General features: G+C 59.5%; 28 protein-coding genes. 16 read left to right on the forward strand and 12 right to left on the reverse strand.

What is annotated here, in order from left to right:
• The first annotated feature begins 174 nt into the window (after positions 1-174).
• Together ACYZT6_RS22290 and mqo are read left to right on the forward strand one after the other, a co-directional pair.
• Entirely contained in the window at positions 175-408 is a 234-nt protein-coding gene (locus ACYZT6_RS22290; protein ID WP_131059469.1) for a hypothetical protein, read from the forward strand.
• A gap of 738 nt (positions 409-1,146) precedes the next feature.
• Complete coding sequence (mqo, locus tag ACYZT6_RS22295) at positions 1,147-2,655, forward strand: malate dehydrogenase (quinone) (RefSeq protein ID WP_462028653.1); 1,509 nt, start codon at positions 1,147-1,149, stop codon at positions 2,653-2,655.
• Positions 2,656-2,776: 121 nt separating this feature from the next.
• On the opposite strand, the gene ACYZT6_RS22300 is transcribed toward mqo, so the two are convergent.
• From ACYZT6_RS22300 to ACYZT6_RS22315, 4 genes are all read right to left on the reverse strand, one after another.
• Entirely contained in the window at positions 2,777-3,064 is a 288-nt protein-coding gene (locus ACYZT6_RS22300; RefSeq protein WP_462028654.1) for a PA4642 family protein, read from the reverse strand.
• A 62-nt stretch (positions 3,065-3,126) separates the two neighbouring features.
• Positions 3,127-3,612 carry a hypothetical protein gene (locus ACYZT6_RS22305; RefSeq protein ID WP_462028655.1) on the reverse strand — a complete coding sequence of 162 codons (486 nt, stop codon included), beginning with the start codon at positions 3,610-3,612 and terminating at the stop codon, positions 3,127-3,129.
• A 172-nt stretch (positions 3,613-3,784) separates the two neighbouring features.
• Positions 3,785-4,258, reverse strand: a complete 474-nt coding sequence (locus ACYZT6_RS22310; protein WP_462028656.1) for a WbuC family cupin fold metalloprotein — start codon at positions 4,256-4,258, stop codon at positions 3,785-3,787.
• Positions 4,259-4,262: 4 nt separating this feature from the next.
• Positions 4,263-4,820, reverse strand: coding sequence for a hypoxanthine-guanine phosphoribosyltransferase (locus ACYZT6_RS22315; RefSeq protein WP_462028657.1), 558 nt, complete (start codon positions 4,818-4,820; stop codon positions 4,263-4,265).
• Positions 4,821-4,984: 164 nt separating this feature from the next.
• Here ACYZT6_RS22315 and upp point away from each other — a divergent pair, with 164 nt between their 5' ends.
• Together upp and ACYZT6_RS22325 are read left to right on the forward strand one after the other, a co-directional pair.
• The gene (gene upp / locus ACYZT6_RS22320; RefSeq protein ID WP_461955678.1) at positions 4,985-5,623 is read left to right on the forward strand and encodes a uracil phosphoribosyltransferase; all 639 of its coding nucleotides are present in this window, start codon (positions 4,985-4,987) and stop codon (positions 5,621-5,623) included.
• A 2-nt stretch (positions 5,624-5,625) separates the two neighbouring features.
• Complete coding sequence (locus ACYZT6_RS22325; RefSeq protein ID WP_131059474.1) at positions 5,626-6,900, forward strand: uracil-xanthine permease family protein; 1,275 nt, start codon at positions 5,626-5,628, stop codon at positions 6,898-6,900.
• Between the two features lie 102 nt (positions 6,901-7,002).
• On the opposite strand, the gene hemH is transcribed toward ACYZT6_RS22325, so the two are convergent.
• Together hemH and ACYZT6_RS22335 are read right to left on the reverse strand one after the other, a co-directional pair.
• Positions 7,003-8,028 carry a ferrochelatase gene (gene hemH / locus ACYZT6_RS22330; RefSeq protein ID WP_462028658.1) on the reverse strand — a complete coding sequence of 342 codons (1,026 nt, stop codon included), beginning with the start codon at positions 8,026-8,028 and terminating at the stop codon, positions 7,003-7,005.
• Positions 8,029-8,041: 13 nt separating this feature from the next.
• On the reverse strand, positions 8,042-8,944 hold the full coding sequence (locus ACYZT6_RS22335) for a TIGR01777 family oxidoreductase (RefSeq protein ID WP_462028659.1): 903 nt from the start codon (positions 8,942-8,944) through the stop codon (positions 8,042-8,044).
• 196 nt (positions 8,945-9,140) lie between these two features.
• Between ACYZT6_RS22335 and ACYZT6_RS22340 the strand changes: the two genes are divergently transcribed.
• The 12 genes from ACYZT6_RS22340 (at position 9,141) to ACYZT6_RS22395 (ending at position 19,181) form a co-directional block, all read left to right on the forward strand.
• Positions 9,141-10,127: an NAD(P)/FAD-dependent oxidoreductase gene (locus ACYZT6_RS22340; protein WP_462028660.1), complete on the forward strand. Its 987-nt coding sequence runs from the start codon at positions 9,141-9,143 to the stop codon at positions 10,125-10,127.
• On the forward strand, positions 10,124-10,339 hold the full coding sequence (locus tag ACYZT6_RS22345; protein WP_462028661.1) for a TIGR02450 family Trp-rich protein: 216 nt from the start codon (positions 10,124-10,126) through the stop codon (positions 10,337-10,339). The genes ACYZT6_RS22340 and ACYZT6_RS22345 overlap by 4 nt, the downstream gene beginning before the upstream one ends.
• Before the next feature lie 109 nt (positions 10,340-10,448).
• Positions 10,449-11,411 carry a YbgA family protein gene (locus tag ACYZT6_RS22350; protein WP_462028662.1) on the forward strand — a complete coding sequence of 321 codons (963 nt, stop codon included), beginning with the start codon at positions 10,449-10,451 and terminating at the stop codon, positions 11,409-11,411.
• Positions 11,411-12,352, forward strand: a complete 942-nt coding sequence (locus tag ACYZT6_RS22355; protein ID WP_462028663.1) for a MerR family transcriptional regulator — start codon at positions 11,411-11,413, stop codon at positions 12,350-12,352. The genes ACYZT6_RS22350 and ACYZT6_RS22355 overlap by 1 nt, the downstream gene beginning before the upstream one ends.
• Before the next feature lie 20 nt (positions 12,353-12,372).
• Entirely contained in the window at positions 12,373-13,818 is a 1,446-nt protein-coding gene (gene phrB / locus ACYZT6_RS22360) for a deoxyribodipyrimidine photo-lyase (RefSeq protein ID WP_462028664.1), read from the forward strand.
• Positions 13,811-14,233 (forward strand): nuclear transport factor 2 family protein, encoded by a 423-nt coding sequence (locus ACYZT6_RS22365; RefSeq protein WP_462028665.1) that lies wholly within the window; start codon positions 13,811-13,813, stop codon positions 14,231-14,233. The genes phrB and ACYZT6_RS22365 overlap by 8 nt, the downstream gene beginning before the upstream one ends.
• Positions 14,230-15,012: an SDR family NAD(P)-dependent oxidoreductase gene (locus tag ACYZT6_RS22370; protein ID WP_462028666.1), complete on the forward strand. Its 783-nt coding sequence runs from the start codon at positions 14,230-14,232 to the stop codon at positions 15,010-15,012. Before ACYZT6_RS22365 ends, ACYZT6_RS22370 begins: the two co-directional genes overlap by 4 nt.
• Complete coding sequence (locus tag ACYZT6_RS22375; RefSeq protein ID WP_462028667.1) at positions 15,009-16,256, forward strand: NAD(P)/FAD-dependent oxidoreductase; 1,248 nt, start codon at positions 15,009-15,011, stop codon at positions 16,254-16,256. The genes ACYZT6_RS22370 and ACYZT6_RS22375 overlap by 4 nt, the downstream gene beginning before the upstream one ends.
• Entirely contained in the window at positions 16,253-17,068 is an 816-nt protein-coding gene (locus ACYZT6_RS22380; protein WP_462028668.1) for a DUF1365 domain-containing protein, read from the forward strand. The genes ACYZT6_RS22375 and ACYZT6_RS22380 overlap by 4 nt, the downstream gene beginning before the upstream one ends.
• Positions 17,055-18,326: a class I SAM-dependent methyltransferase gene (locus ACYZT6_RS22385; protein WP_462028669.1), complete on the forward strand. Its 1,272-nt coding sequence runs from the start codon at positions 17,055-17,057 to the stop codon at positions 18,324-18,326. The genes ACYZT6_RS22380 and ACYZT6_RS22385 overlap by 14 nt, the downstream gene beginning before the upstream one ends.
• Positions 18,319-18,822 (forward strand): DUF2878 domain-containing protein, encoded by a 504-nt coding sequence (locus ACYZT6_RS22390; RefSeq protein ID WP_462028670.1) that lies wholly within the window; start codon positions 18,319-18,321, stop codon positions 18,820-18,822. The genes ACYZT6_RS22385 and ACYZT6_RS22390 overlap by 8 nt, the downstream gene beginning before the upstream one ends.
• Positions 18,823-18,875: 53 nt before the next feature.
• Positions 18,876-19,181, forward strand: coding sequence for a YkgJ family cysteine cluster protein (locus tag ACYZT6_RS22395; protein ID WP_131059487.1), 306 nt, complete (start codon positions 18,876-18,878; stop codon positions 19,179-19,181).
• Positions 19,182-19,309: 128 nt separating this feature from the next.
• Here the strand turns inward: ACYZT6_RS22395 and ACYZT6_RS22400 are convergent, their stop codons facing one another.
• The 6 genes from ACYZT6_RS22400 to hemA form a co-directional block, all read right to left on the reverse strand.
• Positions 19,310-19,828 carry an acyloxyacyl hydrolase gene (locus tag ACYZT6_RS22400; protein ID WP_462028671.1) on the reverse strand — a complete coding sequence of 173 codons (519 nt, stop codon included), beginning with the start codon at positions 19,826-19,828 and terminating at the stop codon, positions 19,310-19,312.
• Positions 19,829-19,941: 113 nt separating this feature from the next.
• Positions 19,942-20,733 carry a glutamate racemase gene (gene murI, locus ACYZT6_RS22405; RefSeq protein WP_462028672.1) on the reverse strand — a complete coding sequence of 264 codons (792 nt, stop codon included), beginning with the start codon at positions 20,731-20,733 and terminating at the stop codon, positions 19,942-19,944.
• The gene (locus tag ACYZT6_RS22410; RefSeq protein WP_462028673.1) at positions 20,726-21,481 is read right to left on the reverse strand and encodes a molybdopterin-synthase adenylyltransferase MoeB; all 756 of its coding nucleotides are present in this window, start codon (positions 21,479-21,481) and stop codon (positions 20,726-20,728) included. The genes murI and ACYZT6_RS22410 overlap by 8 nt, the downstream gene beginning before the upstream one ends.
• A complete protein-coding gene (prmC, locus tag ACYZT6_RS22415; RefSeq protein WP_462028674.1) occupies positions 21,475-22,305 on the reverse strand; it encodes a peptide chain release factor N(5)-glutamine methyltransferase in 831 nt (276 codons plus the stop codon). Before prmC ends, ACYZT6_RS22410 begins: the two co-directional genes overlap by 7 nt.
• A complete protein-coding gene (gene prfA / locus ACYZT6_RS22420; protein ID WP_462028675.1) occupies positions 22,306-23,388 on the reverse strand; it encodes a peptide chain release factor 1 in 1,083 nt (360 codons plus the stop codon).
• A complete protein-coding gene (hemA, locus tag ACYZT6_RS22425) occupies positions 23,385-24,674 on the reverse strand; it encodes a glutamyl-tRNA reductase (protein WP_462028676.1) in 1,290 nt (429 codons plus the stop codon). Before hemA ends, prfA begins: the two co-directional genes overlap by 4 nt.
• Between the last annotated feature and the right edge of the window lie 21 nt (positions 24,675-24,695).

Genomic DNA, 24,695 nt, shown 5'->3' on the forward strand with positions numbered 1-24,695 from the left:
CCCGCAGTATAGCTGTGCGCCACTGCAGCTAACTAGGGCAGCGCAATGATTGAAGTAATTTCCTACAAACCCACCAGAAACCGCCTCGTGTCACACATCTGTCATCGCCCATACACTTTCACGTCACGGCTCGCTGGCAACCTTCACAGCAGGTCACCCACAAGGTACTTCCCCATGCGTTATCTCATCTCGCTATTCGCGCCACGTCCGTTGCACCGCAGCTTTGCCCTGCTCGACCGCAATGGCCACTGCCAGGCGTTCAAGCAGTGCAGTCTCCAGCCGATGGGCGATGGCTGGGTCGAAATTGAAGAAATCCGCCTCAACTGGCTGCATCATCCCCTGCCCCCGAGCGCCCGTGTCAGCCAGCGCCAGCCACGTGCACGGGTGCAACATCTGTTGACCACCTGACCAGACGCCTAATAAAAGTCATTAAACACGTCCATTTCCCTGCGTTTCTTAGATACAATCTCCCCCCGATTATAAGGACGTCTCCTGATCGGGCCTCGCAGCATCGTCAATGCTTCGGTATTGGCACCCCGCACCGCCCACAGAGAGCCGCCCACACAGATCGAGTGAAGCTGGCGCGCTTGCTGTTCCTTGAGCAAAAAACCCACTTTTCGCGAATCTGCAGAGCTGTCATTACGCTCGGTAACTGAGCTGTTTGCCCGTTTTGCCTGTCATGTACCCCATGACGGCAATCCATCCGGGCACGGTGCCAGGCTGGGACAGCCCTTTTTTGAGGTTCACGTTTCAAAAGAGCGTGAAAAAAACGGGTTTTCACAACTTCACAAGAGTGTGGCGAGCAAATGAATAGTTTTGCGTCTGAACATGCACCATTAGCGTCTGAAACAGCCCAACGACACAGGCCCGAGTACGCCTCGAACACCGGAGCCTGAAGCCTGTCCGCTACGGATTTGGTTGCACAAACGGATGTCTCGACCATAAGTCGAATTGCCAGCCGCGCGCTGAGATGAGTTCATGTAACTCTTTAGGCCCGGCCGCATGCATCCGTCGAAGTTGCGAAAAATTGCGAAGATTCGGACATGGCGACACTGGCCATGAGTACCTGGGGCATCACTGACACGCCCCGGAACGCCTGGCAGCCATGCCGACAATTTGGTGCTGCAGATTTTGGAGACGCGTTAAATGGCGCATAACGAAGCAGTCGACGTAGTACTGGTTGGGGCCGGCATCATGAGTGCCACCCTTGCCGTACTGCTCAAAGAACTCGACCCCGCGATCAAGCTGGAAGTCGTCGAGCTGATGGATTCCGGTGCCGCGGAGAGTTCGAACCCGTGGAACAACGCCGGTACCGGTCACGCCGGGCTGTGTGAGCTCAATTACACGCCGCAGGCTGGCGACGGCAACGTCGACATCAAGAAAGCCGTGCACATCAACACTCAGTTTGAAGTGTCGAAGCAGTTCTGGTCCTACCTGACCAAAAAAGGCACCTTCGGCTCGTGCAAGACGTTCATCAGCCCGGTGCCGCACCTGAGCTTCGTGCAAGGCAATGATGGTGTTTCCTTCCTCAAGGAACGCTTCAAGACCCTGAGCAAGCACCACGCGTTTTCGGACATGGAATACACCGAAGACAAGGCCACCATGGCCGAGTGGATGCCGTTGATGATGCCGGGCCGCCCAGCCGACGAAGTCGTCGCGGCCACCCGCGTGATGAACGGCACCGACGTCAACTTCGGCGCCCTGACCAATCAACTGCTCAAGCACCTGACCAGCGCACCCGATGCCCAGGTCAAGTATTGCAAGCGCGTGACCAGCCTCAAGCGTAACGGCAGCGGCTGGACCGTCAGCATCAAGGACGTCAACAGCGGCAACTCCCGTGAAGTCGACGCCAAGTTCGTCTTCCTCGGCGCAGGCGGCGCGGCACTGCCGCTGTTGCAGGCCTCGGGCATCGAAGAGAGCAAAGGCTTCGGCGGCTTCCCGATCAGTGGCCAGTGGCTGCGTTGCGACAACCCGGAAGTGGTCAAACACCACCAGGCCAAGGTCTACAGCCAGGCGGCGGTGGGTTCGCCACCGATGTCCGTGCCGCACCTGGACACCCGCGTGGTCGATGGCAAGAAGTCCCTGTTGTTCGGACCGTATGCCGGTTTCACCACCAAGTTCCTCAAGCATGGCTCCTTCATGGACCTGCCGATGTCGGTTCGCGCCGGCAACATCGGCCCGATGCTGGCCGTGGCGAAAAACAACATGGACCTGACCAAGTACCTGGTCAGCGAAGTGATGCAGTCGATGGAACAGCGTCTCGATTCCCTGCGTCGCTTCTACCCTGAAGCGAAAGCCGAAGACTGGCGCCTCGAAGTGGCCGGCCAGCGGGTGCAGATCATCAAGAAGGACCCGAAAAAGGGCGGCGTTCTGCAGTTCGGTACCGAACTGGTCGCGGCCAAGGACGGTTCCCTTGCCGCCCTGCTCGGTGCGTCCCCAGGCGCTTCGGTGACTGTTTCGATCATGCTTGAGCTGATCGAAAAATGCTTCCCGAACAAGGCTTCTGGTGAATGGGCTGCCAAGCTGGCGGAAATCTTCCCGGCTCGGGAAAAGGTTCTGGAAACCGACGCTGCGCTGTATCGCAAGATCAATGCGCACAACAACGTCGCGCTGGAACTGGTGGAAGCCAGTAACGAGACTGAAAGCTACGCTTGATTCGGTCTCACAAAAAACGCCCCGTTCTCAGTGAGAGCGGGGCGTTTTTTTATGGCCGCGTCACGACAAATCTGATCCTGTAGGAGCCGCCCGCAGCAAGCCGGCTCCTACAAAAGCGGGTTCAGCCGCGGGCTTTTTCGATCAACTCAATGTAATCCGCCGCATTTCGCTGATCCTTGATCAGGGCGACGAAGTCATTGCCGTGCTCATCCTTGCCGTCCAGGTCCAGACCGGCTTCGACGAAGAATGTCAGAAAACGCTCGAAGTCATCGATGCGCAGGCCACGGTAGGCCTTGATCAGTTTGTGCAGGGACGGCGAAGTGGCGTCGACCGGCTCGAAATCGAGAAACAACTTGATCTGCTCATCGCCGATCTCGTCACCAATCACTTGTTTCTTATCTTTACGCATTGCCGACTCCAGATCGCAGACATTTCACGGGCGGGCAGTTTACCCCTGCCCGGGCACAGGGCTCAACGCGGACGAACAGCCCCGGTATGCAGATCGGCCCAGATATGGCCGTTGGCGTAGCTGAGGAACTGGCAATACACCGTGTCATTGCGCAACAAGTCGATCACCACCCGGTACTGCGCCATCGGGTAAAACATCGTCAGGGTCTTGCTCTTTTCGTCGTAGATCGGCTTTTTCAGGCTTTTGCTTTCGCCATCGAAGTTGACCAGCACCTGGTTGATGGTCGCGCCCTTGTTCAAGGATTTGCCCTTGAGGCGGATCAGTAATGGCGAAGTGACCGGAATCGGCTGCTGATTGGACTGACGCTGGCTGCCGATTACCACCGAATACTCGGTGACCTGCAACAGCTGTTGCTGCTCGGGCTCTGCGTCACGCAGGGTCAGGTCGTCAGGCGGCAGGAACTGCGCGTGCATCGGCGCCGGAGCGGCCGCCAGTGGCAGGCTGAGAGTCAGCAACAGAGCGGCGCAACTGCGGATCAAAAGGCTCATGACGGGCTCCGAAGGGCGGGGCGGAGCACTCTAGCATGGCTGACCGAGGTGATTCGGTGTGCACGGTCCCTGTAGGAGCGAGGCTTGCCCGCGAAGGCGGTGTGTCAGTCGATAACTGTTTGACTGATACACCGCCTTCGCGGGCAAGCCTCGCTCCTACAACAGGCGGATGTTAATCAAACTGCGCACGCATCCACGCCTGATACTCGGCCACACCCGGCTCGCCTTCACGTGGAGCCCACGGAGCAAGCTCACCCTCACCCACCGGGCGATAAGGACCGGCTTTGCACTCGAACATCAGGCTGTCGGCTTCCAGCACCACCAGGCCATGGAATACGCCACTTGGCAGGTCCACGCCGACACAGTCACCACCCGCTACGAGGATTTGTTTCTTCACGACCACGCCGGACTCATCGAAAATCAGCAAACCGAGCCGGCCTTTGAGGACCAACAAGGTTTCGGCCTTGTTATCGCCCAAGTGCCGGTGAGGCGGGATATACGTGTTTGGTTGCAAACCCACCGCCATGCGATGGCACGGCTCTTCCATCTGATGGAAGTTGTGATGCTGACGCCCGCGAGGATTCGCCGCCGCTTTCTCGGCCAACCCGGCGAACAGTGTTTGATCAAGAAAGCTTGGCGCGGTCATGTTCTTACATTCCTTTAACAGCAAAAATCCCGTTGGCGTTACGCCAGTAACCTTTGTAGTCCATGCCGTAACCGAAGATGTAACGGTCGATGCAGGGCAGGCCGACGAAATCGGCTTTCAGGTCCGGGCGAGCCTTGCGGTCGTGGTCCTTGTCGATCAGCACGGCGGTGTGCACTTTGCGCGCGCCGGCGTGTTTGCAGAAGTCAATGATCGCGCCCAGGGTGTGACCTTCGTCAAGGATGTCGTCGATGATCAGCACGTCACGGTCAATGAACGAGACTTCCGGCTTGGCTTTCCAGAACAGATCGCCGCCGCTGGTTTCGTTGCGATAACGGGTGGCGTGCAGGTAGGACGCTTCCAGCGGGAATTGCAGATGGGTGAGCAGCTTGCCGGCGAAAATCAGGCCACCGTTCATCACACAGAACACCACCGGGTTAGTGTCAGCCAGCTGTTCGTTGATGTGTGCACCGACGCGGGCGATGGCCGCCTCGACTTCAGCTTCGGTGTACAGGCAGTCAGCCTCTCGCATGACTTGACGGATATGCTCGAGATCAGCGGACATGGCGCTCTCCAAGGGTGGCGGGATTCAGGAAAAGCGGGCAAAGGTACGCATCCCGCACGGCCAGATCAAGCGTTTGTGGACTAACGTACTGTATGTCTATAGGACAACACCCTCGGATAGATTAATCTAGGCCGGTTTTTTTGCCCGCCGCCGGAGCCTTTCCCATGCCCATCCTCGAGATCCGCCATCCGCTGATCCGTCATAAACTCGGCCTTATGCGCCGCGCCGACATTAGCACGAAGAATTTCCGTGAGCTCGCTCAGGAAGTCGGTGCCCTGCTGACCTATGAAGCCACCAAAGACCTGCCGCTGGAATCCTACGACATCGAAGGCTGGTGCGGCACCGTGTCGGTCGAGAAAATCGCCGGCAAGAAAATCACCGTGGTGCCAATCCTGCGCGCCGGTATCGGCATGCTCGAAGGCGTGCTGAGCCTGATCCCGGGCGCCAAAGTCAGCGCCGTCGGTGTGGCTCGCAACGAACAGACGCTGCAAGCTCACACTTACCTGGAAAAACTGGTTCCGGAAATCGACGAACGCCTGGCGATGATCATCGACCCGATGCTCGCCACCGGCAGTTCCATGGTTGCGACCATCGACCTGCTGAAAAAGGCTGGTTGCCGCGACATCCGCGCCATGGTGCTGGTTGCCGCGCCTGAAGGCATCGCGGCTGTAGGAAAAGCTCACCCGGACGTGATGATTTACACCGCCTCCATTGACGAAAAACTTAACGAACACGGTTACATCATCCCAGGCCTGGGCGATGCCGGTGACAAGATCTTCGGTACCAAGCAGAAGGACGCTTGAGCATGCAGCAAGAGTTCAACGATCCGCTCTGGCGCACGGTGCTGTCTGGCGCACAGATGCTGTTCGTGGCCTTCGGCGCCCTGGTGTTGATGCCGCTGATTACCGGCCTCGACCCGAACGTGGCGCTGTTCACCGCGGGTCTGGGGACGATTCTGTTCCAGATCGTCACCGGGCGTCAGGTGCCGGTGTTCCTGGCGTCGAGCTTTGCCTTCATCACTCCGATCATTCTCGCCAAGGGCCAGTTCGGCCTCGCGGCGACCATGGGCGGCGTGATGGCGGCGGGCTTCGTCTACACCTTCCTCGGCCTGGCCGTGAAGATCAAAGGCACCGGTTTCATTGATCGCCTGCTGCCACCCGTGGTGATCGGTCCGGTGATCATTTCGATCGGCCTGGCCATGGCGCCGATTGCCGCCAACATGGCGATGGGCAAGGCGGGCGACGGCACCGAGCTGATTCATTACCAGACCGCCATGCTGATCTCGATGCCGGCGCTGCTCACCACCCTGATCGTCGCGGTGTTCGGTAAAGGCATTTTCCGCCTGGTGCCGATCATTTCCGGCGTGCTGGTCGGCTTTGCCATGGCGTTCTATTTCGGCGTGGTGGATACCGCGAAGATTGCCGCGGCACCGTGGTTCGCGATTCCTCACTTCACCGCGCCGGAATTCAACTGGCAGGCGATTCTGTTCATCGTTCCGGTGGCCCTGGCGCCGGCCATCGAGCATATCGGCGGCGTGATCGCCGTCGGCAGCGTGACCGGCCGCGATTACCTGAAGAAACCCGGCCTGCACCGCACCCTGCTCGGCGATGGCATTGCCACCACCGCGGCGGGCCTGTTCGGCGGTCCGCCCAACACCACGTACGCCGAAGTGACGGGCGCGGTGATGCTGACCAAGAACTACAACCCGAAAATCATGACCTGGGCGGCGATTTTCGCCATCAGCCTGGCGTTCGTCGGCAAGTTCGGCGCGCTGCTGCAAAGCATCCCGGTGCCGGTGATGGGCGGGATTCTGTGCCTGCTGTTTGGTTCGATTGCCGCGGTGGGGATGAACACGCTGATTCGCCACAAGATCGACCTGGGCGAAGCGCGCAATCTGGTGATTGTCTCGGTGACGCTGGTGTTCGGGATTGGCGGTGTGCTGGTCGGCACCGGCACTGGCCCGGACGACTTCGGCCTCAAAGGCATCGCGCTGTGCGCGGTGGTGGCGATCGGGCTGAATCTGCTGCTGCCGGGGAATGACAGCTGGAAGCACAAGAAGGCGGATGAGCCGTTGTTGTAGTCAGCCTTGAGAATGCCTTCGCGGGCAAGCCTCGCTCCTACAGAGTGCGTCGTTATGTTGAGCGACACGCCTCTGTAGGAGCGAGGCTTGCCCGCGAAGCTTTTAAAGCGCCAACGGCGCTCGTTCACACAGGGTATTTAACGCCCGCGCCCACTGCGGATCATCGTTGAGGCACGGCACCAGCACCAACTCCTCTCCCCCTGCCTCGCGGAACAATTCCTTCCCGCGATCACCGATTTCTTCCAGCGTCTCGATGCAATCGGCGACAAACGCCGGGCACATGACCAGGACTTTCTTCACGCCCATTCCGGCCAATTCATCGAGGCGCGCCTCGGTATAGGGTTCAATCCATTTCGCACGACCCAGACGCGACTGGAACGACACCGACCACGTGCCATTCGCCAGCCCCATGCGCTTGGCGAACTCCGACGCCGTGCGCAGGCATTGTGCGCGATAGCAGTTGGCCAAGACCTCTGGTGAGGCATTCTTGCAGCAATCCTCATTCTTGAAGCAATGCTTGCCCGTCGGATCGAGCTTGGTGAGGTGGCGCTCTGGCAAACCGTGGAAGCTCAGCAGCAAGTGATCGTAATCCTGCTGCAAGTAAGGCTTGGCGCTGGCGACCAACGCATCAAGGTATTCCGGCTGATCGTAGAACGGCTGCAGAATCGAGAACTGCAGGTCGAGCTGCTTCTCGCGCACGACCCGCTTGGCTTCCTCAATCACAGTGGTCACGGTGCTGTCAGCGAACTGTGGATAAAGCGGCGCGAGGGTGACTTTTTTGTGGCCCTGCGCCGCCAGCTCAACCAGCTTCGTCTCAATCGACGGTTCGCCGTAACGCATCGCCAGCTCTACCGGACCGTGGGTCCATTGGGCGGTCATGGCCTGTTGCAGGCGACGGCTGAGCACCACCAGCGGCGAGCCCTCCTCCCACCAGATCGACGCGTAGGCGTGGGCCGACTGCTCCGGACGCTTGATCAGGATCAGTGACACCAGCAAGCGACGCACCGGCCATGGCAGATCGATCACGTACGGATCCATCAGAAATTGATTGAGGTAGCTGCGCACATCCGCCACCGATGTGGAGGCCGGTGAACCCAGGTTAACCAGAAGCAATGCGTGATCGGTCATGCAACGTCCTATTTCAAAGGCGGCTGGACAGATCGTCCAGGGCCGCACGCAGATCAGTGAACTGGAAAGTGAAACCCGCTTCCAGCAAGCGCGCCGGTACGGCCTTCTGGCCGCCCAGCAACAGCAGTGACAACTCGCCCAGGCACACTTTCAAGGCCAGGGCCGGCATCGGCATGAACGCCGGGCGGTGCAGCACGCTGCCCAAGGTCTTGGCGAACTCGCTGTTGCGCACCGGTTTAGGCGCGCAGGCATTATAAGGACCGCTGGCGTCGTTGCGATGCAGAAGAAAATCAATCAGGGCGATTTGATCGTTGATATGAATCCATGGCATCCACTGCCGACCACTGCCCAGAGGCCCGCCCAGTCCCAGCTTGAACGGCAGCAACAGCCGCGACAAAAAGCCGCCCTCGGCGGACAACACCAACCCGGTTCGAATCAGAATCACCCGAACGCCCAAGGCCTCGGCGCGCTGGGCGGTTTCTTCCCAGGCAATGCACAACTGGCTGGCGAAATCATCGATGGACGGCGGAGATGCTTCAGTCAGCTCCCGCTCGCCACTGTCGCCGTACCAGCCAATGGCGGATCCCGAGATCAATACCTGCGGTTTCTGCTCACGGGTTTCGATCCACGCCAACAAGGTCTCGGTCAGGGTGATGCGACTGCTCCAGAGCAAGGCTTTGCGTCTGGAGGTCCATGGCCGGTCAGCGATGGGCGCGCCCGCCAGATTGATAATTGCATCCACCGGCTCTTGTCCGAGGTCCTCGAGCAACGCAACGCCTCGAACCTGGGCACCGCAAATTTTTGCGACTTTTCCCGGCGTGCGACTCAAGACTGTCAGGCGATGTCCTTGGCTCAACCAGTGTCGGCAGAGTTGACGTCCTATCAAACCAGTACCGCCGGTCAGCAATATGTGCATGACTTCTTCCTCGCGTGGCGTTTTACCCTGTTCACTAGTCTATTTTTATAAGCAGGGATCTTTGGTATCGGGCAGGCTCTGTGTTTAACAATAGGCCAAGCTGTCAGATCGAGAACGCTAAAAGTTATACCGAAAAACAATATTGTACAGGTTTAAACCACGGCGTAGTCTGTACAGAAAGGTAAACGAGGCCCCTATGACTTTACCTATCGCAATCATCGGCACCGGCATCGCCGGGCTCTCAGCCGCCCAGGCCCTGACAGAAGTCGGGCATATCGTTCAACTTTTTGACAAAAGCCGCGGCAGTGGCGGACGCATGTCGAGCAAGCGCAGCGATGCGGGTGCCCTGGACATGGGCGCCCAGTATTTCACTGCCCGCGACCGTCGGTTTGTCACCGAGGTCCAGCGCTGGCAATCCAATGGCTGGGTCGCCGAGTGGACACCGCAGCTTTACACCTTCCACGGCGGCCAACTCAACCTGTCGCCAGACGAACAGACGCGCTGGGTCGGTACGCCACGCATGAGCGCCATCACTCGCGGCTTGCTCGGAGATCTGGAAGTGCATTTCGCCTGCCGGATCACCGAGGTGTATCGCGGTGAAGAACACTGGCACCTGCAAGACGCCGAAGGCTTCACCCATGGTCCGTTCAGTCACGTGGTGATTGCCACGCCGGCGCCTCAAGCCACTGCATTGCTGGCCTCCGCACCGAAACTCGCCGGGGCCGCCGCCGGGGTGAAAATGGAGCCGACCTGGGCGGTAGCGCTGGCGTTCGATACACCGCTGGATACCCCCATGGAAGGCTGCTTCGTGCAGGACAGCCCACTCGACTGGCTCGCGCGCAACCGCAGCAAACCCGGGCGCGACAACACCCTCGACACGTGGGTGCTGCATGCGACCAGTGCCTGGAGTCGGCAACATATCGACCTGCCCAAGGAGGCGGTGATCGAGCAATTGCACGGTGCATTTGCCGAGCTGTTGCACAGCGCCATGCCCGCCCCGACCTTCAGCCTCGCGCATCGCTGGCTCTATGCACGCCCCGCCAGCAGTCACGAATGGGGCGCCCTGGCCGATGCCGATCTGGGCCTGTATGTGTGTGGCGACTGGTGCTTGTCCGGGCGCGTCGAAGGCGCCTGGCTCAGCGGCCAGGAAGCTGCGCGCCGCTTGCATGAGCACTTGCAGTGAATCGCATTTCCCCGAGTAAATTGCTGCTGTCGAAATGGACAGCAGCCCATCCGCAAAACCGCGAAAAACATTTTCTGGTGACCGAGTTGTTCCGCGATGAGGACGGCACGGTGCTGGATGTCGAGTTGCAGGCGGTGCTGACCCAACGCAATCAGCGTTTCGCCTGGCAGTCCCTGAAAGATAGCGACGCCTGGATACTCGGCTGGAAATAGAGGCAAAAAACTTATACAAACAATTTGACTTGTACACCTTTGAATCTATGATGAAGATCAAGTTGTACAGAGCCACGACTCTGTACAGGTTTAGATTCGAGGTGCTCCGATGCGTGAACAGCCAACGACCCGTCCGAAAATCGCCATCAGCGCCTGCTTGATGGGGGCCGAGGTGCGTTACAACGGCGGGCACAAGGAATCACGGCTGTGCAGTCGCACCCTCACCGACTATTTCGATTTCGTCCCGGTATGCCCTGAAGTCGCCATTGGCCTGGGTATTCCTCGCGAACCGATCCGCCTGATAGGCGACCCCGACCATCCCGAGGCGGTCGGCACCGTCCACCCTGAGATCAACGTGACCCGGCCGCTCGCCGAGTACGGTCAGAAAATGGCCGCGGAACTGAACGATATCTGCGGCTACATCTTCATGCAGAAATCCCCTTCCTGCGGCCTCGATCGGGTCAAGGTATACCACGCTAACGGAGCGCCGGTAGACGGTGGTGGACGCGGCATCTACGCCCAGGCGTTCTGCGCCTTGCACCCCGACTTGCCGGTGGAAGAAGCTGGCCGCCTCAACGACCCGGTGCTGCGCGAAAACTTCCTCACCCGCGTGTTCGCCTACAGCGCCTGGCAGCAGTTACGGCAAGAAGGCCTGACCCGACGCGGCCTCACGGACTTCCACTCGCGCTACAAATACCTGCTGATGGCCCACAACCCGGTGCAATACAAAACCCTCGGCAACCTGCTGGGCAACATGGGCCAGACCGATCCCGACGAACTCGGCCCGCGCTATTTCAGTGAGTTGATGGTCGCTTTGAAAAAATGTGCCACACGTCGCACTCACACCAATGTGCTGCAACACATCAGTGGTTACCTCAAACAGGTCATCAGCCCTGAAGACAAGCAGGAAGTGCAGCACGTCATCGGCCAGTACCGACACGGCATCGTGCCCCTGGTCGTGCCAATGACGCTGCTCAAACATTACTTCCGCCAACACCCGGATCCGTACATTGCGCAGCAGGTTTACCTTCAGCCGCACCCGGAAAACCTCAGCCTGCGAAACACAATCTGATGAAGACCCCAATCGACACCAGCGCCCAGGAAGACCTCGGCGATGACTTCAAGAAAGCCCTGGACGAAGGCTGGTTGCCGATCCGTGAAGTGGCGCGGCAGACCGGCGTTAACGCCGTGACCCTGCGTGCCTGGGAACGACGCTACGGGCTGATCGTGCCCCAGCGCACGCCCAAGGGGCATCGCCTATTCTCCGCCGAACACGTGCAACGAATCTTGACGATCCTCACCTGGCTCAATCGCGGCGTGGCCGTCAGCCAGGTCAAGCAACTGCTCGACACGCCTCAGGCCTTTACCGAAGCCGTCGAAAACGATTGGCAGGTGCTGGGCCAGACGTTGCTGCAAGCGGTGACCCAACTCAATGAACGCACGCTTGATGACACCGTCAATCAAGCCATGGCGCTGTATCCGCCACGCACTTTGTGCGAACAACTGCTGATGCCGTTGCTGGCGGAACTCGAACAACGCTGGCAGGGCCAGTTCGGCGCGCAGATGGAGCGGGTGTTTTTCTTTTCCTGGCTGCGCAGCAAATTCGGCGCACGCATCTACCATAACAATCGTCAGTTACGCACCGCGCCATTGCTGTTGATCAATCACTCGGACCTGCCACTGGAACCTTGCCTGTGGCTGACCGCGTGGCTGATCAGCAGCGCCGATTGCCCGGTGGAAGTCTTCGACTGGCCGCTGCCGGCGGGCGAACTCGCGTTGGCGGTCGATCACCTGAAAGCCCGCGGCGTACTGCTGTACTCCAGCAAAGCCATGAATCTTTCGCAGTTGCCGAAACTTTTGAATGGCGTCAGTTGCCCAAAAATGATTGCCGGACCAACGGTATGCATCCACCACGCCGAGTTGTGTGTAAGAACTTCCGAGATCGCTGATTTGTTCCTGGCTGAAGACCCGTTATCGGCTCATCAGGAACTGGTCAAGCGTGGGCTTATTTAATGAAACGTGCGGACACCACCATGCAATTGATCTGGCTGCGCAGCGACTTGCGCCTACACGACAACACCGCCCTCTCGGCTGCCGCAGCGCGCGGCCCGTCGGTGGCGGTCTACTTGTTGAGCCCGGAACAATGGCTGGAACACGATGACGCGCCCTGCAAAGTGGATTTCTGGCTGCGCAACCTGGGTGAAATGAACCGCGCCCTGGGTGAACTGAACATTCCCCTGTTGATCCGCCGGGCCCCACGCTGGGATGAGGCGCCGAATGTTCTGCTCGAACTGTGTCAGCAATTGAACATTGACGCGGTGCACGTCAACGAGGAATACGGCATTCATGAAAGCCGTCGCGATACGGCGGTAGCCGAAACGCTGAAGGCTCATGGCATCGACTTCTTTAGCTACCTGGATCAACTGCTGTTCACACCGGGCACCGTGCTGACCAAGACCGGCACCTACTTTCAGGTTTTCAGCCAGTTCCGCAAAGTCTGTTACGAACGCCTGCACCGCTCTCTTCCGGGACGGGTTGCTGCACCGGCCGTCCAGGATCCTTTGAACATCAGCAGCGACGACATCCCGTCGAGCATTGAAGGTTTCGAAATGCCGAGCGACAGCTTGCGCAAGCTCTGGCCGGCCGGTGAAGCCGAAGCTCGGCGCCGCCTCGACACCTTCGCCGATGCACAAATCGACTACTACAAAAACGAGCGCGACTTCCCGGCCAAACCCGGCACCAGCCAGCTCTCCGCCTATCTCGCCGCCGGGGTGATTTCCCCACGCCAGTGTTTGCACGCGGCCCTGCAAAGTAATCAAGGCGAGTTCGAAAGCGGCAAGGTTGGCGCGGTCACCTGGATCAACGAGTTGCTGTGGCGCGAGTTCTACAAACACGTTCTGGTGGGCTACCCACGGGTCTCGCGTCATCGCGCCTTCCGCCCGGAAACCGAAGCCCTGGCCTGGCGCGACGCACCGGAAGAATTGCTGGCCTGGCAGGAAGCCCGTACCGGCCTGCCGATCATCGACGCGGCCATGCGTCAATTGCTCGAAACCGGCTGGATGCACAACCGCCTGCGCATGGTCGTGGCGATGTTCCTGACCAAAAACCTGCTGATCGACTGGCGCGAAGGCGAACGCTTTTTCATGCGCCACTTGATCGACGGCGACCTGGCGGCGAACAACGGCGGCTGGCAGTGGAGTGCTTCCACAGGTACTGATTCGGCACCCTATTTCCGTATTTTCAATCCGTTGAGCCAGTCGGAAAAGTTCGACGCCGAAGGCGTGTTCATCAAGCACTGGCTACCGGAACTGGCCGGGCTGAACAAGAAAGACGTGCACAACCCGGCGAACCTCGGCGGCTTGTTCGGGCTTGCGGATTATCCATCGCCAATCGTCAACCTGAGCACCTCACGCCAGCGGGCCTTGGCCGCGTTCAAGAACCTGCCATCGCGACAGAGCGCAGGAGGTGCTTATGAGTGATTTCCTGCGGCACTTTGCCCGGCAATTCGCCCAGTTGGACAAAGACAATTTGCAACGCCTCGGTGAGCTCTACACCGAAGACGTGCGCTTCACCGATCCGCTGCACGAAGTGCAAGGAATCGGACAGTTGCGCAATTACTTCGCCGAGCTCTACGCCAACGTCAGCGAACTGCGTTTCGATTTTCATGGCTTCGACCAGACCGGCGAAGGCGAAGGGTATCTGCGCTGGGTCATGAGCTACCGCCATCCGCGCCTGAGCGGTGGCCAGTTGATTCGCGTTGACGGGTGCTCGCACCTGCGCTGGCGCGACAAGGTTTATTGCCACCGGGATTACTTCGATGCCGGGGCACTGCTTTACGAACATTTACCCGTATTGGGCCGGGCGATCGCCTGGCTGAAAAGGAGAATGGGATGAGCCTTACACCTCCACGGCGATACTGGTTGACGGGCGCCAGCAGTGGCATTGGCGCTTCACTGGCCGAAGAAATACTGAAAACCGGCGCACATCTGGCTGTGAGCTCGCGCTCGAAAGCGGTGCTGAAAGTCTTGTCCCAGCGTTATCCCGGGCAAGTGCTGGTCGTGCCTGGCGACCTGACTGACAGTCAGACGGTGCGCGAAATCGGCGAACAAATCGCTCATGAATGGGGCTCTCTGGACACGGTCATCCTCAACGCCGGCACCTGCGAATATGTCGACGTTCAGCAGTTCGATGCGTCGATCGTCGAGCACGTGGTGCGCACCAATTTGCTTGCGAGCGCCTATTGCATCGAGGCCGCGTTGCCCCTGCTACGCAAGGGCACGGCGCCGCATCTGGTGGGCGTCGCCAGTTCGGTGACCTACCTGCCGCTACCAAGGGCCGAAGCCTATGGCGCGTCGAAGGCCGGGCTGCGTTACCTGTTCGAATCCCTGCGCATTGATCTTGCGCCGGAAGGCATCGAAGTCACGGTGGTCAGTCCCGGGTTTGTCGAGACACCGCTGACAGCGAAAAACGACTTCCCGATGCCGCTCAGTTGGCCAGTGGCCAAGGCCGCCCGGCACATCTTCGCCAAGCTCAAGAACCGTCCACTGGAGATCGCCTTTCCGGGATTGTTCATGGCGGCTCTCTGGCCGCTGTCAAAAATGCCCAACTGCGTGAAACTGGCGATCGGCAAACGCATGGTGCGCAGCAGTCCGCCGATCCGGGATGTGCCGTGAACATCGCCATCATCGGCAGCGGGATCTCGGGACTGACCAGCGCCTACCTACTCAACCGCAGGCATGAGATCACCCTGTTCGAGGCCAGAGACTGGATCGGCGGTCACACCCACACCGTGGACGTGACCGTCGATGACCAGCGCTACGCCGTGGACACCGGTTTCATTGTGTTCAACGACTGGACCTACCCGAATTTCATTCGCCTGCTGGGCCAGATCGGCGTGGGGTTCAAACCGACTGAAATGAGTTTTTCAGTGACGGACCCGGACTCGGGTCTGGAGTACAACGGCAATAACCTCAACAGTTTGTTCGCCCAACGTCGAAATCTGTTGTCGCCAGGATTCTGGGGCATGTTGCGCGACATCCAGCGCTTCAATAAAGAAGCGCGGCGCGACCTGGATGAAGGACGGATCGCCATCGACACCACGCTGGACGACTACCTGAAAAACGGCCGCTACGGCGAGCGCTTTATCTTGCATTACATCGTGCCGATGGGCGCAGCGATCTGGTCGATGTCCATGGCAGACATGCTCGGTTTCCCGCTGCAGTTTTTTGTCAGGTTTTTCAAGAATCACGGCCTGCTCTCAGTCAGCAATCGCCCGCAATGGCGGGTGATCGAAGGCGGCTCGAGTGCTTACATCGGGCCATTGACGGCGACCTTTAAAGAGAAAATCCGTCTCAGCTGCCCAGTGACCCGTGTCGAACGTGATGAGGATGGCGTCGTTATCCACAGTGCCGCCGGCAGCGAGCGATTCGACAAAGTGGTGTTTGCCTGCCACAGCGATCAGGCCCTGAAGCTGCTCGCCAAGTCGAGCGATGCCGAACAATCAATCCTCAGCGCCCTGCCCTACGCCGACAACGAAGTGGTGCTGCACACCGACTCACGCCTGCTGCCCACCCGAAAACTCGCTTGGGCCAGCTGGAATTATCGCCTCGGTGGCCCGGGCCACACGCGGGCAGCCGTCACCTACGACATGAACATCCTGCAAGGCATCCAGAGCGATACCACGTTCTGCGTCAGCCTCAACCAGAGCGCAGGCATCGAACCGGGCAAAGTGCTCGCCAAATTCACGTACGCCCATCCGCAATTCAGCCTGGCGGCCGTCGCCGCGCAAAGCCGCTGGGAAGAACTGGACGGCGCGCAACATTCTTACTATTGCGGCGCCTATTGGGCCAACGGTTTTCATGAAGACGGCGTGGTCAGCGCGTTACGCGTCGCTCGCTCGTTTGGCGAAGTGTTATGAACAGCGCCCTCTACAGCGGCTGGATCGCCCATCGGCGGTTCGCTCCTAAGCCTCATGCCTTCCGTTACCGGATCGGCCTGTTGTACCTGGACCTCGACGAACAGGATGCCGTGCTCGGTTTGTCGCCGCTCTCGGGCAACAGTCGCTTCGCCCCGTTCTCGTTTCGCGAGAGCGATTACCTCAAAGCCTATACCGGCAACGGCACGCGCCTGATCGACGCGGTGCGCCAACTCGTCAGTCAGGCCATCGGCCATGCACCGCAAGGTTCGATCTGCCTGCTGACCCAGGCCCGCAGTTGGGGGCTGTCGTTCAACCCGGTGAGTTTTTTCTACTGCCATGAGGCTGACGGGCAACTGGCTGCGATTCTTTGCGAAGTCACCAACACCCCGTGGCGCGAGCGTTATCACTACGTATTGCCGGCCAAGGCCCCGGTGAATCTGTCCGATTTCCACCAACATTTCGCGGTGGCGAAGGCGTTTTACGTCTCGCCGTTTTTGCCGCCGGATCTGGAATACCGCATGAGTTTCAGTCCTGCGGCGCAAAAGCTCGGCGTGCACATGGCGGACTGGCAAGGCGAACAGAAATTGTTCGACGCCACGCTCAGCCTGAAACGCGAAGCACTGGATCGCGCCAGCCTGCACCGTTACTTGCGGCGCTTTCCGTGGATGACGGCGAAAACCTGCCTCGCGATCTATTGGCAGGCCCTGCGCCTTTTGCTCAAACGCGTACCGCTTTTTGCTCATCAGGCTGCCGATGGCAGCGTTCAAACCGTCATGGTTCCGCCCAAGGATCGCCGTCATGAAATCCTCTAGTGCCTCGGCCAAAGTCAATCTGCTCAGCACCAACGGCCTGACCGGATCGTTGCTTCGCCGTGGCGTGCTGCGGCAATTGACGCAGCTCAAACATGGGCAATTGGTGGTCATCGAAAACGGCGAACGGCATGTCTTCGGTACCGCAGGCAGCCCATTGATCGGAGAGATCCATATCCTCGACGCTGCTGCGTGGGGGTTGGTGGCGGGTAACGGGTCGATCGGCGCTGGCGAAGCGTTTATCCACGGCTATTGGAGTTCGCCGGACCTGACCGCGGTGGTTCGCGTTTTCGTCAGCAACCTTGAGGTGCTCGATGCACTGGAAGGTGGCTTGGCGAAACTCGGCCGCCCCTTCGTTCAAGGGCTGCACTGGCTCAATCGCAACACGCGCAAGGGCTCGCAGAAAAACATCGCGGCCCACTACGACCTGGGCAACGACTTGTTCGAACAGTTTCTCGACCCGACCATGATGTATTCCGCCGCGCAGTTCCTGACGGACGAAGACACACTGGAACAGGCGCAGTTGAACAAGCTGGAACGGATCTGCCAGAAACTCGCGTTGAAACCTAGCGATCACCTGCTCGAAATCGGCACCGGCTGGGGCAGCATGGCGCTTTATGCTGCGCAGCATTACGGCTGCAAGGTCACCACCACCACGCTTTCAAAAGAACAGTACGCCTTTACCGCGCAACGCATCGAAACCCTCGGCCTGCAAAACCAGGTCACGCTGCTGCTCAAGGATTACCGCGACCTCACCGGGCAGTACGACAAACTGGTGTCGATCGAAATGATCGAAGCGGTCGGCCATCGCTTTCTGCCGGTCTATTTCAAACAATGCGCGCACCTGCTCAAAAGCAACGGCTTGATGCTGTTGCAGGCGATCACCATCCGCGAACAGCGCTATGAACAGGCCAAGGGCAGTGTCGATTTCATTCAGCGTTACATTTTCCCCGGCGGCGCCCTGCCCTGTGTGCAGAAGATGCTGGAAGTCATCAGCCGCGACACCGACATGAATTTGCTGCACATGGAGGATTTCGGCCTGCACTACGCCCGAACCCTGCGCCTGTGGCATGAGAATTTTCGCCGAGCCCACGGCCGCTTGAGCGAATTGGGCTACGACGATTATTTCCTGCGGTTGTGGGAATTTTATCTGTGTTACTGCGAAGGGGGATTCCTGGAGCGCACCATCGGCACCGCGCAGTTGCTGCTGGCCAAACCGTCGGCGATGCCCGCGCCGCTGCTGGGCCGCTTCGATGCTTGAGCGGGTGGCCAATGCCGCGCTGTTTCAGCTCGGCTGGTTTGCCTGTGTGGCGGGCGGCAACAGTTTGTGGCTGTTGGTGGCGCTGGCGGTTCTGGTGATTCATCTGCTGTGGATAAGTCGCTGGGCGGATGAAGGCCGACTGATCCTCAGTGTTGTGCTGCTGGGCACCACCGTCGACAGTTCGTTGCGCTGGCTCGGGGTGTTTGACTTCACCGATGTCGCGCCATTGATTCCGCTGTGGCTGATGCTGTTGTGGGCGTTACTGGCAACGACCTTGCGCCATTGCCTGCAATGGACCGCCAACCCTTGGTGGCTCGGCAGCCTGCTGGGTGCGGTGGGTGGACCGGTGTCGTATTTCGCGGGCGGGAAACTGGCGGACGTGCAATTTCCTTACGGTCAGGTGCCCACGCTGGTGGGCATCGGACTGCTCTGGGCCTTGCTGTTTCCCGCGCTGCATTTCATGGCTCAACGACTGGCGACGGACACCCGCCGCTAAGCGTCCGTCAGGCCTTTCACACAGCATCGACCCACTGCCTTACACTGCGCGCCATGAAAACCATTCCCCACACGCAAATCACCGAGCCGGCCGTCACGTGCTCGACCTGCGCAGCCTGCTGCTGTCAGCTCGAAGTCATGCTGATCACCGACACGGGCGTGCCCGAGCGTTTTATCGATACCGATGATTGGGGCGGGGAAGTCATGTTGCGTCTGGATGACGGCTGGTGCGCTGCGCTGGATCGCAACAGCATGATGTGCACCATTTACGAAAAACGTCCGCTGATTTGCCGGGAGTTCGAGATGGGCGCACCGGAATGCATCGAAGAGCGCCAGGGGATTACTACGGCGTATCGCTGAATTCAGATCATTGAAGATCCATTGTGGGAGCGGGCTTGCTCGCGAATGCGGATTGTCAGTCAACATCAAAGTTGAATGTTAAACCGCATTCGCGAGCAAGCCCGCTCCCACATTTAGCTCACCGAGTCTTACAACGGCATCGTGTAGTGCAGCGCGTAACTTTCTACACCGTTGTTCGGGCTACTGAGCCCGGCATTTGAATAGTGCGTTGCACGAATCCCGACTTCATGTCCGCCCGCAAAGCGCAGGCCAAAGCCGAAGCGGTCTTCAAACTGGAAGGAACTGCCGAGTTGATTGTTTTCGACTTCGGTATTGGCGAACGCCGCAACGCCAACGCCCAACTCCACGTAGGGCTTGACGGTCTGGCCGGCAAACTCGTAAACAAGCACCGGCGAGAACGACAGGCTGTGGTTGCTGGAGGTCTTGTCGCCATCCCAGTAGGTGTAAGCGCCGCTCCAGTACCCGGTCAAACGACCGACATCACTCTGCAACCAGCTCTTGTCCCAATCGAATTGCATGCCCAGCCGATAGGTCATGGTCGACTCGCTGGTCTGGCCGACCGCGAACTCCACGCCTGCCGCCTGTGCGGTAAAACTTTGCCCCATCAGTGCGGCCGCAATCGCGGCCAAGCAGAATAGTCGCTTCATTAGAAACATCCTTTTCCGAACGATTTCGTAAGGTTTTTTTTGTTGCTCACCGCTATAGAAGTCGACGTTTAATCAGAAGTTCACCCCAATTATTCGTTGCCCCAGGATATTGTTTATCCCTTGAAGCTTTGCACATCGCCAGCGGTATGCCACAGGATCGGCAAGATATTTCTGAAATGCTCCGGATCGGCACTCGTCCAGAACTGCGCAGCACGTGCAGGCCCCTCGGCGAGCAATTCACGCTCGGCCAACAGACGCTGAAGTTGCCGCGCTACAGCGGCGCCCGTGTCGATCAAGCTGATGTCATCCGGGATCATCTGCTTAAGCAAAGGCTTTAGGAAGGGATAATGCGTGCAGCCGAGAATTATCGTGTCGCACCCGGCGCCGAGCAGCGGGCCGACATACCCGGCCAGCAACTGACGCAATGCCTCGCTGTGCAGATCGCCGTTTTCAATCAGCTCCACCAGGCCGGGGCACGGTTGAGTGATGACCCGTACATCGGTGGCGAATCGGTCGAGCAAGGCTGCAAACTTGGCGCTCTGCAACGTGCCGGTGGTGGCGAGTACGCCGACCACGCCACTGCGGGTCGCGGCAGCGGCAGGTTTGACCGCGGGTTCCATGCCGACGATGGGCCACTCAGGGAAATCGCGGCGCAAATCCGCAACACCGGATACGGTCGCCGTGTTGCAGGCCAGCACCAAGGCCTTGGCGCCCTGCTGCTGAAAAAACTCAGCCATCACGCTGCAACGCTGCTGGATGAATTCCGGGGTTTTCTCACCGTAGGGAACATTGCCGCAGTCGGCGACGTACAGCAGAGACTCGCTGGGCAGCAAGCGCTGGATCTCGGCCAGCACCGAAAGCCCACCGACACCGGAATCGAACACGCCGATAGGCGCTTCACGCATGTTTCGAACCACAGACGCTGCAGCCCGGATCACGCTTGACCCGCAATTCACGAAAGCGCGAGCCCAAGGCATCGATCAACAACAGGCGCCCGACCAGCGGCTCGCCGAAACCCACCAGCAGCTTCAAGGCTTCCAGCGCCTGGAGGCTGCCAACCAGCCCAACCAATGGACCGACGACGCCGGCTTCACTGCAGGTCAACTCGGCTTCGCTGCCGTGACCATATAAACAGTGGTAACACGGACTCTCTGGGCGGCGCGGGTCGAACACCGACAATTGCCCTTCGAGGCGAATCGCCGCGCCGCTGACCAGAGGTTTGCCGGCGGCAACACACGCAGCATTGACTGCTTCGCGGGTGGAAAAATTGTCGGAGCAGTCCAGCACCAGATCCACCGCAGCCACGGCGGCCACCAGGGAGTCTTCGTCCAGCGCGGTGCGATGGGCGATCAATCGGATCTCGGGATTGATCGCGCTCAGACGGCGAATCGCCGAATCGACTTTGCTCAGGCCGACGCTGTCAGTGTCGTGAACGATCTGGCGTTGCAGGTTGGTCAGGTCAACGGTGTCGAAGTCCGCCAGGTGCAGCTCGCCGACACCGGCCGCAGCCAGATAAAGCGCAACCGGTGAGCCGAGACCGCCGAGGCCGACGATCAACACGCGGCTTTCTTTCAGCCGCAACTGGCCGTCGATGTCGACGTGTTGCAACAGAATCTGCCGGCTATAACGCAACAACTCCTGATCATTCAGCACGGCAGGCGCCCCAGGCTGATACGTTCGTGACCGCCCAGATCAGTTCGGCTATGGACTACTTCAAAGCCGCGGGTCAGCAGCAAATCGCGTACTGCCACCGCTTGATCGTAGCCGTGTTCGAGCATCAACCAGCCACCGGCCTCCAGATAATCCGGCGCTTGATCGACGATCAGACGCAGATCGTCGAGCCCGTCGATGCCAGCCACCAAGGCACTGGCCGGTTCGAAGCGCACATCGCCTTCCACCAGATGCGGATCGGCGGAGGCGATGTAAGGCGGGTTGCTGATGATCAGTTGAAAACCCTGACCTTCCAGGGCGCTGAACCAATGGCTGCTGAGCACGGTGGCATTGTTCAAGTGCAGGCGCTGGCGATTGCGCTCGGCCAGGGCCACGGCTTCGAGTACGCGATCCACCGCAGTCACTTTCCATGCTGGACGCTCACTGGCCAAAGCCAACGCAATGGCGCCGCTGCCGGTGCCGAGGTCGAGCACTTTGGCCGGTGTTGCCGGCAACAATTCCAACGCGGCTTCCACCAGCAATTCGGTGTCCGGGCGCGGGATCAGCGTGTGTGGCGCGACTTCCAGATCAAGCTTCCAGAACCCTTGCTGACCCAAAATGTACGCCACCGGCTCACCGCCACGACGACGTTGCAGGTACTCGGAGAATTTCAACGCCGCTTCGCTCGGCACAATGCGTTCCGGCCAGGTGTGCAGAAAACTGCGGGGCTTGCCCAAGGCAGCGGCCAGCAACAATTCGGCATCCAGGCGCGCCGTGGGCGAGTCGGGCAAATCGGCGGCGCGCAACAAACTGGCAATGATCGTCATTTACTCACCTATCGCTGCCAATTGATCGGCCTGGAACTCGGCCAGTAACGGTTCGATCACCGCTTCGACACCACCCGCGAGAATTTCGTCGAGGGAATACAGCGTCAGGTTGACCCGGTGATCGGTCACCCGTCCCTGGGCAAAGTTATACGTGCGGATCCGTTCGGAGCGATCGCCCGAACCGACCAGTAACTTACGCTCGCTGGCAATGGCGTTCGCGGCGGCGCTGGTCTGCTGATCGTTGAGTTTGGCCGACAGCCAGGACATCGCCCGGGCGCGGTTCTTGTGCTGGGAACGTTCTTCCTGGCACTCCACGACAATGCCGGACGGCAAGTGCGTGATGCGGATCGCCGAGTCGGTCTTGTTGACGTGCTGGCCACCGGCACCGGAGGAGCGGTACGTATCGACCCGCAGATCCGCCGGGTTGATTTCGATCGTTTCCTGTTCGTCCGGCTCGGGCAACACCGCCACAGTGCAGGCCGAGGTGTGGATGCGACCCTGGGATTCGGTGGCCGGAACCCGTTGCACGCGGTGCGCGCCGGATTCGAATTTCAGTTTGCCGTAGACGTTCTCGCCTTCGACCCGGGCGATGACTTCTTTATAGCCGCCGTGCTCGCCGATGTTCTCGGAGAGGATTTCCACCCGCCAGCCACGCCGTTCGGCGTAACGCGAATACATGCGGAACAGGTCGCCAGAGAAAATCGCCGCCTCGTCACCGCCGGTGCCGGCACGGATTTCGAGAAACACGTTGCGCCCGTCATTCGGGTCCTTGGGCAGCAGCATGCGTTGCAGGCTGGCTTCGATGTCGATCAGTTGCTCTTTGGCTTCGCGAACTTCTTCCACGGCCATTTCGCGCATGTCCGGGTCGCTGTCCTTGAGCAGTGCCTGGGCGCCTTCGAGGTCGCCTTGCACTTTGAGCAGCTGTTTATAGGTGGCGACAATCGGTTCGACTTCCGCGTATTCCTTGGAATAGGTGCGGAATTTGGCCTGATCGGAAATGACTTCACCATCGCCAAGCAAGGCGGTCAATTCCTCGAAACGGTCCTGGAGGATGTCCAGCTTATTGAGCAGTGACGCTTTCATTGCGGTTTCTTATCCGAAAAGCTATCCGATGAGCCCTCATTCAGGGCAAAGAGTTCCTGGGCCATGGCCAGCGCATCAAGGCGGCCTTCGGCAGAGAGCTTTTTCAACTGCACGCTCGGGGCGTGCAAGAGTTTGTTGGTCAGGCCGCGCGCCAATTGCACCAGCACGTCTTCGGCGCTGCTGCCGTTGGCCAGCATGCGCTGGGCCTTCTGCAATTCTTCGTCGCGCATGCGCTCGCTTTGTTGGCGATAGGCCTTGAGCACATCCACCGCCGCCAGTTCGCGCAGGCGGACCATAAAATCTTCGGCGCCGACCGAGACCATCTCTTCCGCCGCTTGTGCAGCGCCTTGACGACTCTTGAGGTTCTCGGCGACCACTTCGTGGAGATCGTCGACGCTATACAGGTAAACGTCGTCCAGTTCGCCGACTTCCGGCTCGATATCCCGAGGGACAGCGATGTCCACCATGAAAATCGGTTTGTGCTTGCGCAGTTTCAAGGCGCTTTCCACGGCGCCTTTGCCGAGGATCGGCAACTGGCTGGCGGTGGAGCTGATAACGATGTCGCTGCGCACCAGCTCCGCCGGAATGTCCGAGAGCAAAACGGCATGGGCGCCAAACTGCTCAGCCAGGATGCTCGCGCGTTCCAGGGTACGGTTGGCGACCACGATGCGCTTCACACCCAGTTCATGCAGATGGCGAGCGACCAGGGTGATAGTCTCGCCGGCGCCGATCAGCAAAGCCTGGCTGCGTTGCAAGTCACTGAAAATCTGTTTCGCCAGGCTGACCGCGGCAAACGCCACGGACACCGGGTTCTCGCCGATGGCCGTATCGGTGCGCACTTGCTTGGCGGCATTGAACGTCGCTTGAAACAAACGCCCGAGCAGCGGCCCGATGGTGCCGGCCTCACGGGCCACGGCATAAGCCGATTTCATCTGGCCGAGAATCTGCGGTTCGCCCAACACCAGCGAGTCGAGCCCGGAGGCGACCCGCATCATGTGACGAACTGCCGCATCATCTTCGTGCACATAAGCGCTCGCGCGCAGCTCTTCGAGGCTCAAATGGTGATAATCGGCCAGCCAGCGCAGCACGATGTCAGCTGAAAGGTGATCCTGTTCTATATACAGTTCACTGCGATTGCAGGTGGAGAGGATCGCAGCTTCGCGGCTGTCGGTGAGTCGGCAGAGCTGCTGCAAGGCCTCCACCAGCTGCTCAGGGGTAAAGGCCACGCGCTCGCGGACGTCTACTGACGCAGTCTTGTGGTTGATACCGAGTGCAAGGAAGGCCATTCAAGGTCGCTGATGGTGACG

This window comes from Pseudomonas sp. RT6P73 (assembly GCF_054897715.1).

Coding starts and splice junctions, on each gene's coding strand:
- phrB (WP_462028664.1), top strand. CDS start 12,373: ATGCAATTGATCTGGCTGCGCAGCGACTTGCGCCTACACGACAACACC.
- murI (WP_462028672.1), bottom strand. CDS start 20,733: ATGCGTGAAGCGCCTATCGGCGTGTTCGATTCCGGTGTCGGTGGGCTT.
- ACYZT6_RS22400 (WP_462028671.1), bottom strand. CDS start 19,828: ATGAAGCGACTATTCTGCTTGGCCGCGATTGCGGCCGCACTGATGGGG.
- ACYZT6_RS22325 (WP_131059474.1), top strand. CDS start 5,626: ATGCAGCAAGAGTTCAACGATCCGCTCTGGCGCACGGTGCTGTCTGGC.
- ACYZT6_RS22395 (WP_131059487.1), top strand. CDS start 18,876: ATGAAAACCATTCCCCACACGCAAATCACCGAGCCGGCCGTCACGTGC.
- ACYZT6_RS22300 (WP_462028654.1), bottom strand. CDS start 3,064: ATGCGTAAAGATAAGAAACAAGTGATTGGTGACGAGATCGGCGATGAG.
- hemA (WP_462028676.1), bottom strand. CDS start 24,674: ATGGCCTTCCTTGCACTCGGTATCAACCACAAGACTGCGTCAGTAGAC.
- ACYZT6_RS22290 (WP_131059469.1), top strand. CDS start 175: ATGCGTTATCTCATCTCGCTATTCGCGCCACGTCCGTTGCACCGCAGC.
- ACYZT6_RS22315 (WP_462028657.1), bottom strand. CDS start 4,820: ATGTCCGCTGATCTCGAGCATATCCGTCAAGTCATGCGAGAGGCTGAC.
- ACYZT6_RS22380 (WP_462028668.1), top strand. CDS start 16,253: ATGAACAGCGCCCTCTACAGCGGCTGGATCGCCCATCGGCGGTTCGCT.
- ACYZT6_RS22355 (WP_462028663.1), top strand. CDS start 11,411: ATGAAGACCCCAATCGACACCAGCGCCCAGGAAGACCTCGGCGATGAC.
- ACYZT6_RS22365 (WP_462028665.1), top strand. CDS start 13,811: ATGAGTGATTTCCTGCGGCACTTTGCCCGGCAATTCGCCCAGTTGGAC.
- ACYZT6_RS22385 (WP_462028669.1), top strand. CDS start 17,055: ATGAAATCCTCTAGTGCCTCGGCCAAAGTCAATCTGCTCAGCACCAAC.
- mqo (WP_462028653.1), top strand. CDS start 1,147: ATGGCGCATAACGAAGCAGTCGACGTAGTACTGGTTGGGGCCGGCATC.
- ACYZT6_RS22370 (WP_462028666.1), top strand. CDS start 14,230: ATGAGCCTTACACCTCCACGGCGATACTGGTTGACGGGCGCCAGCAGT.
- ACYZT6_RS22390 (WP_462028670.1), top strand. CDS start 18,319: ATGCTTGAGCGGGTGGCCAATGCCGCGCTGTTTCAGCTCGGCTGGTTT.
- hemH (WP_462028658.1), bottom strand. CDS start 8,028: ATGACCGATCACGCATTGCTTCTGGTTAACCTGGGTTCACCGGCCTCC.
- prmC (WP_462028674.1), bottom strand. CDS start 22,305: ATGACGATCATTGCCAGTTTGTTGCGCGCCGCCGATTTGCCCGACTCG.
- upp (WP_461955678.1), top strand. CDS start 4,985: ATGCCCATCCTCGAGATCCGCCATCCGCTGATCCGTCATAAACTCGGC.
- prfA (WP_462028675.1), bottom strand. CDS start 23,388: ATGAAAGCGTCACTGCTCAATAAGCTGGACATCCTCCAGGACCGTTTC.
- ACYZT6_RS22340 (WP_462028660.1), top strand. CDS start 9,141: ATGACTTTACCTATCGCAATCATCGGCACCGGCATCGCCGGGCTCTCA.
- ACYZT6_RS22305 (WP_462028655.1), bottom strand. CDS start 3,612: ATGAGCCTTTTGATCCGCAGTTGCGCCGCTCTGTTGCTGACTCTCAGC.
- ACYZT6_RS22310 (WP_462028656.1), bottom strand. CDS start 4,258: ATGACCGCGCCAAGCTTTCTTGATCAAACACTGTTCGCCGGGTTGGCC.
- ACYZT6_RS22335 (WP_462028659.1), bottom strand. CDS start 8,944: ATGCACATATTGCTGACCGGCGGTACTGGTTTGATAGGACGTCAACTC.
- ACYZT6_RS22350 (WP_462028662.1), top strand. CDS start 10,449: ATGCGTGAACAGCCAACGACCCGTCCGAAAATCGCCATCAGCGCCTGC.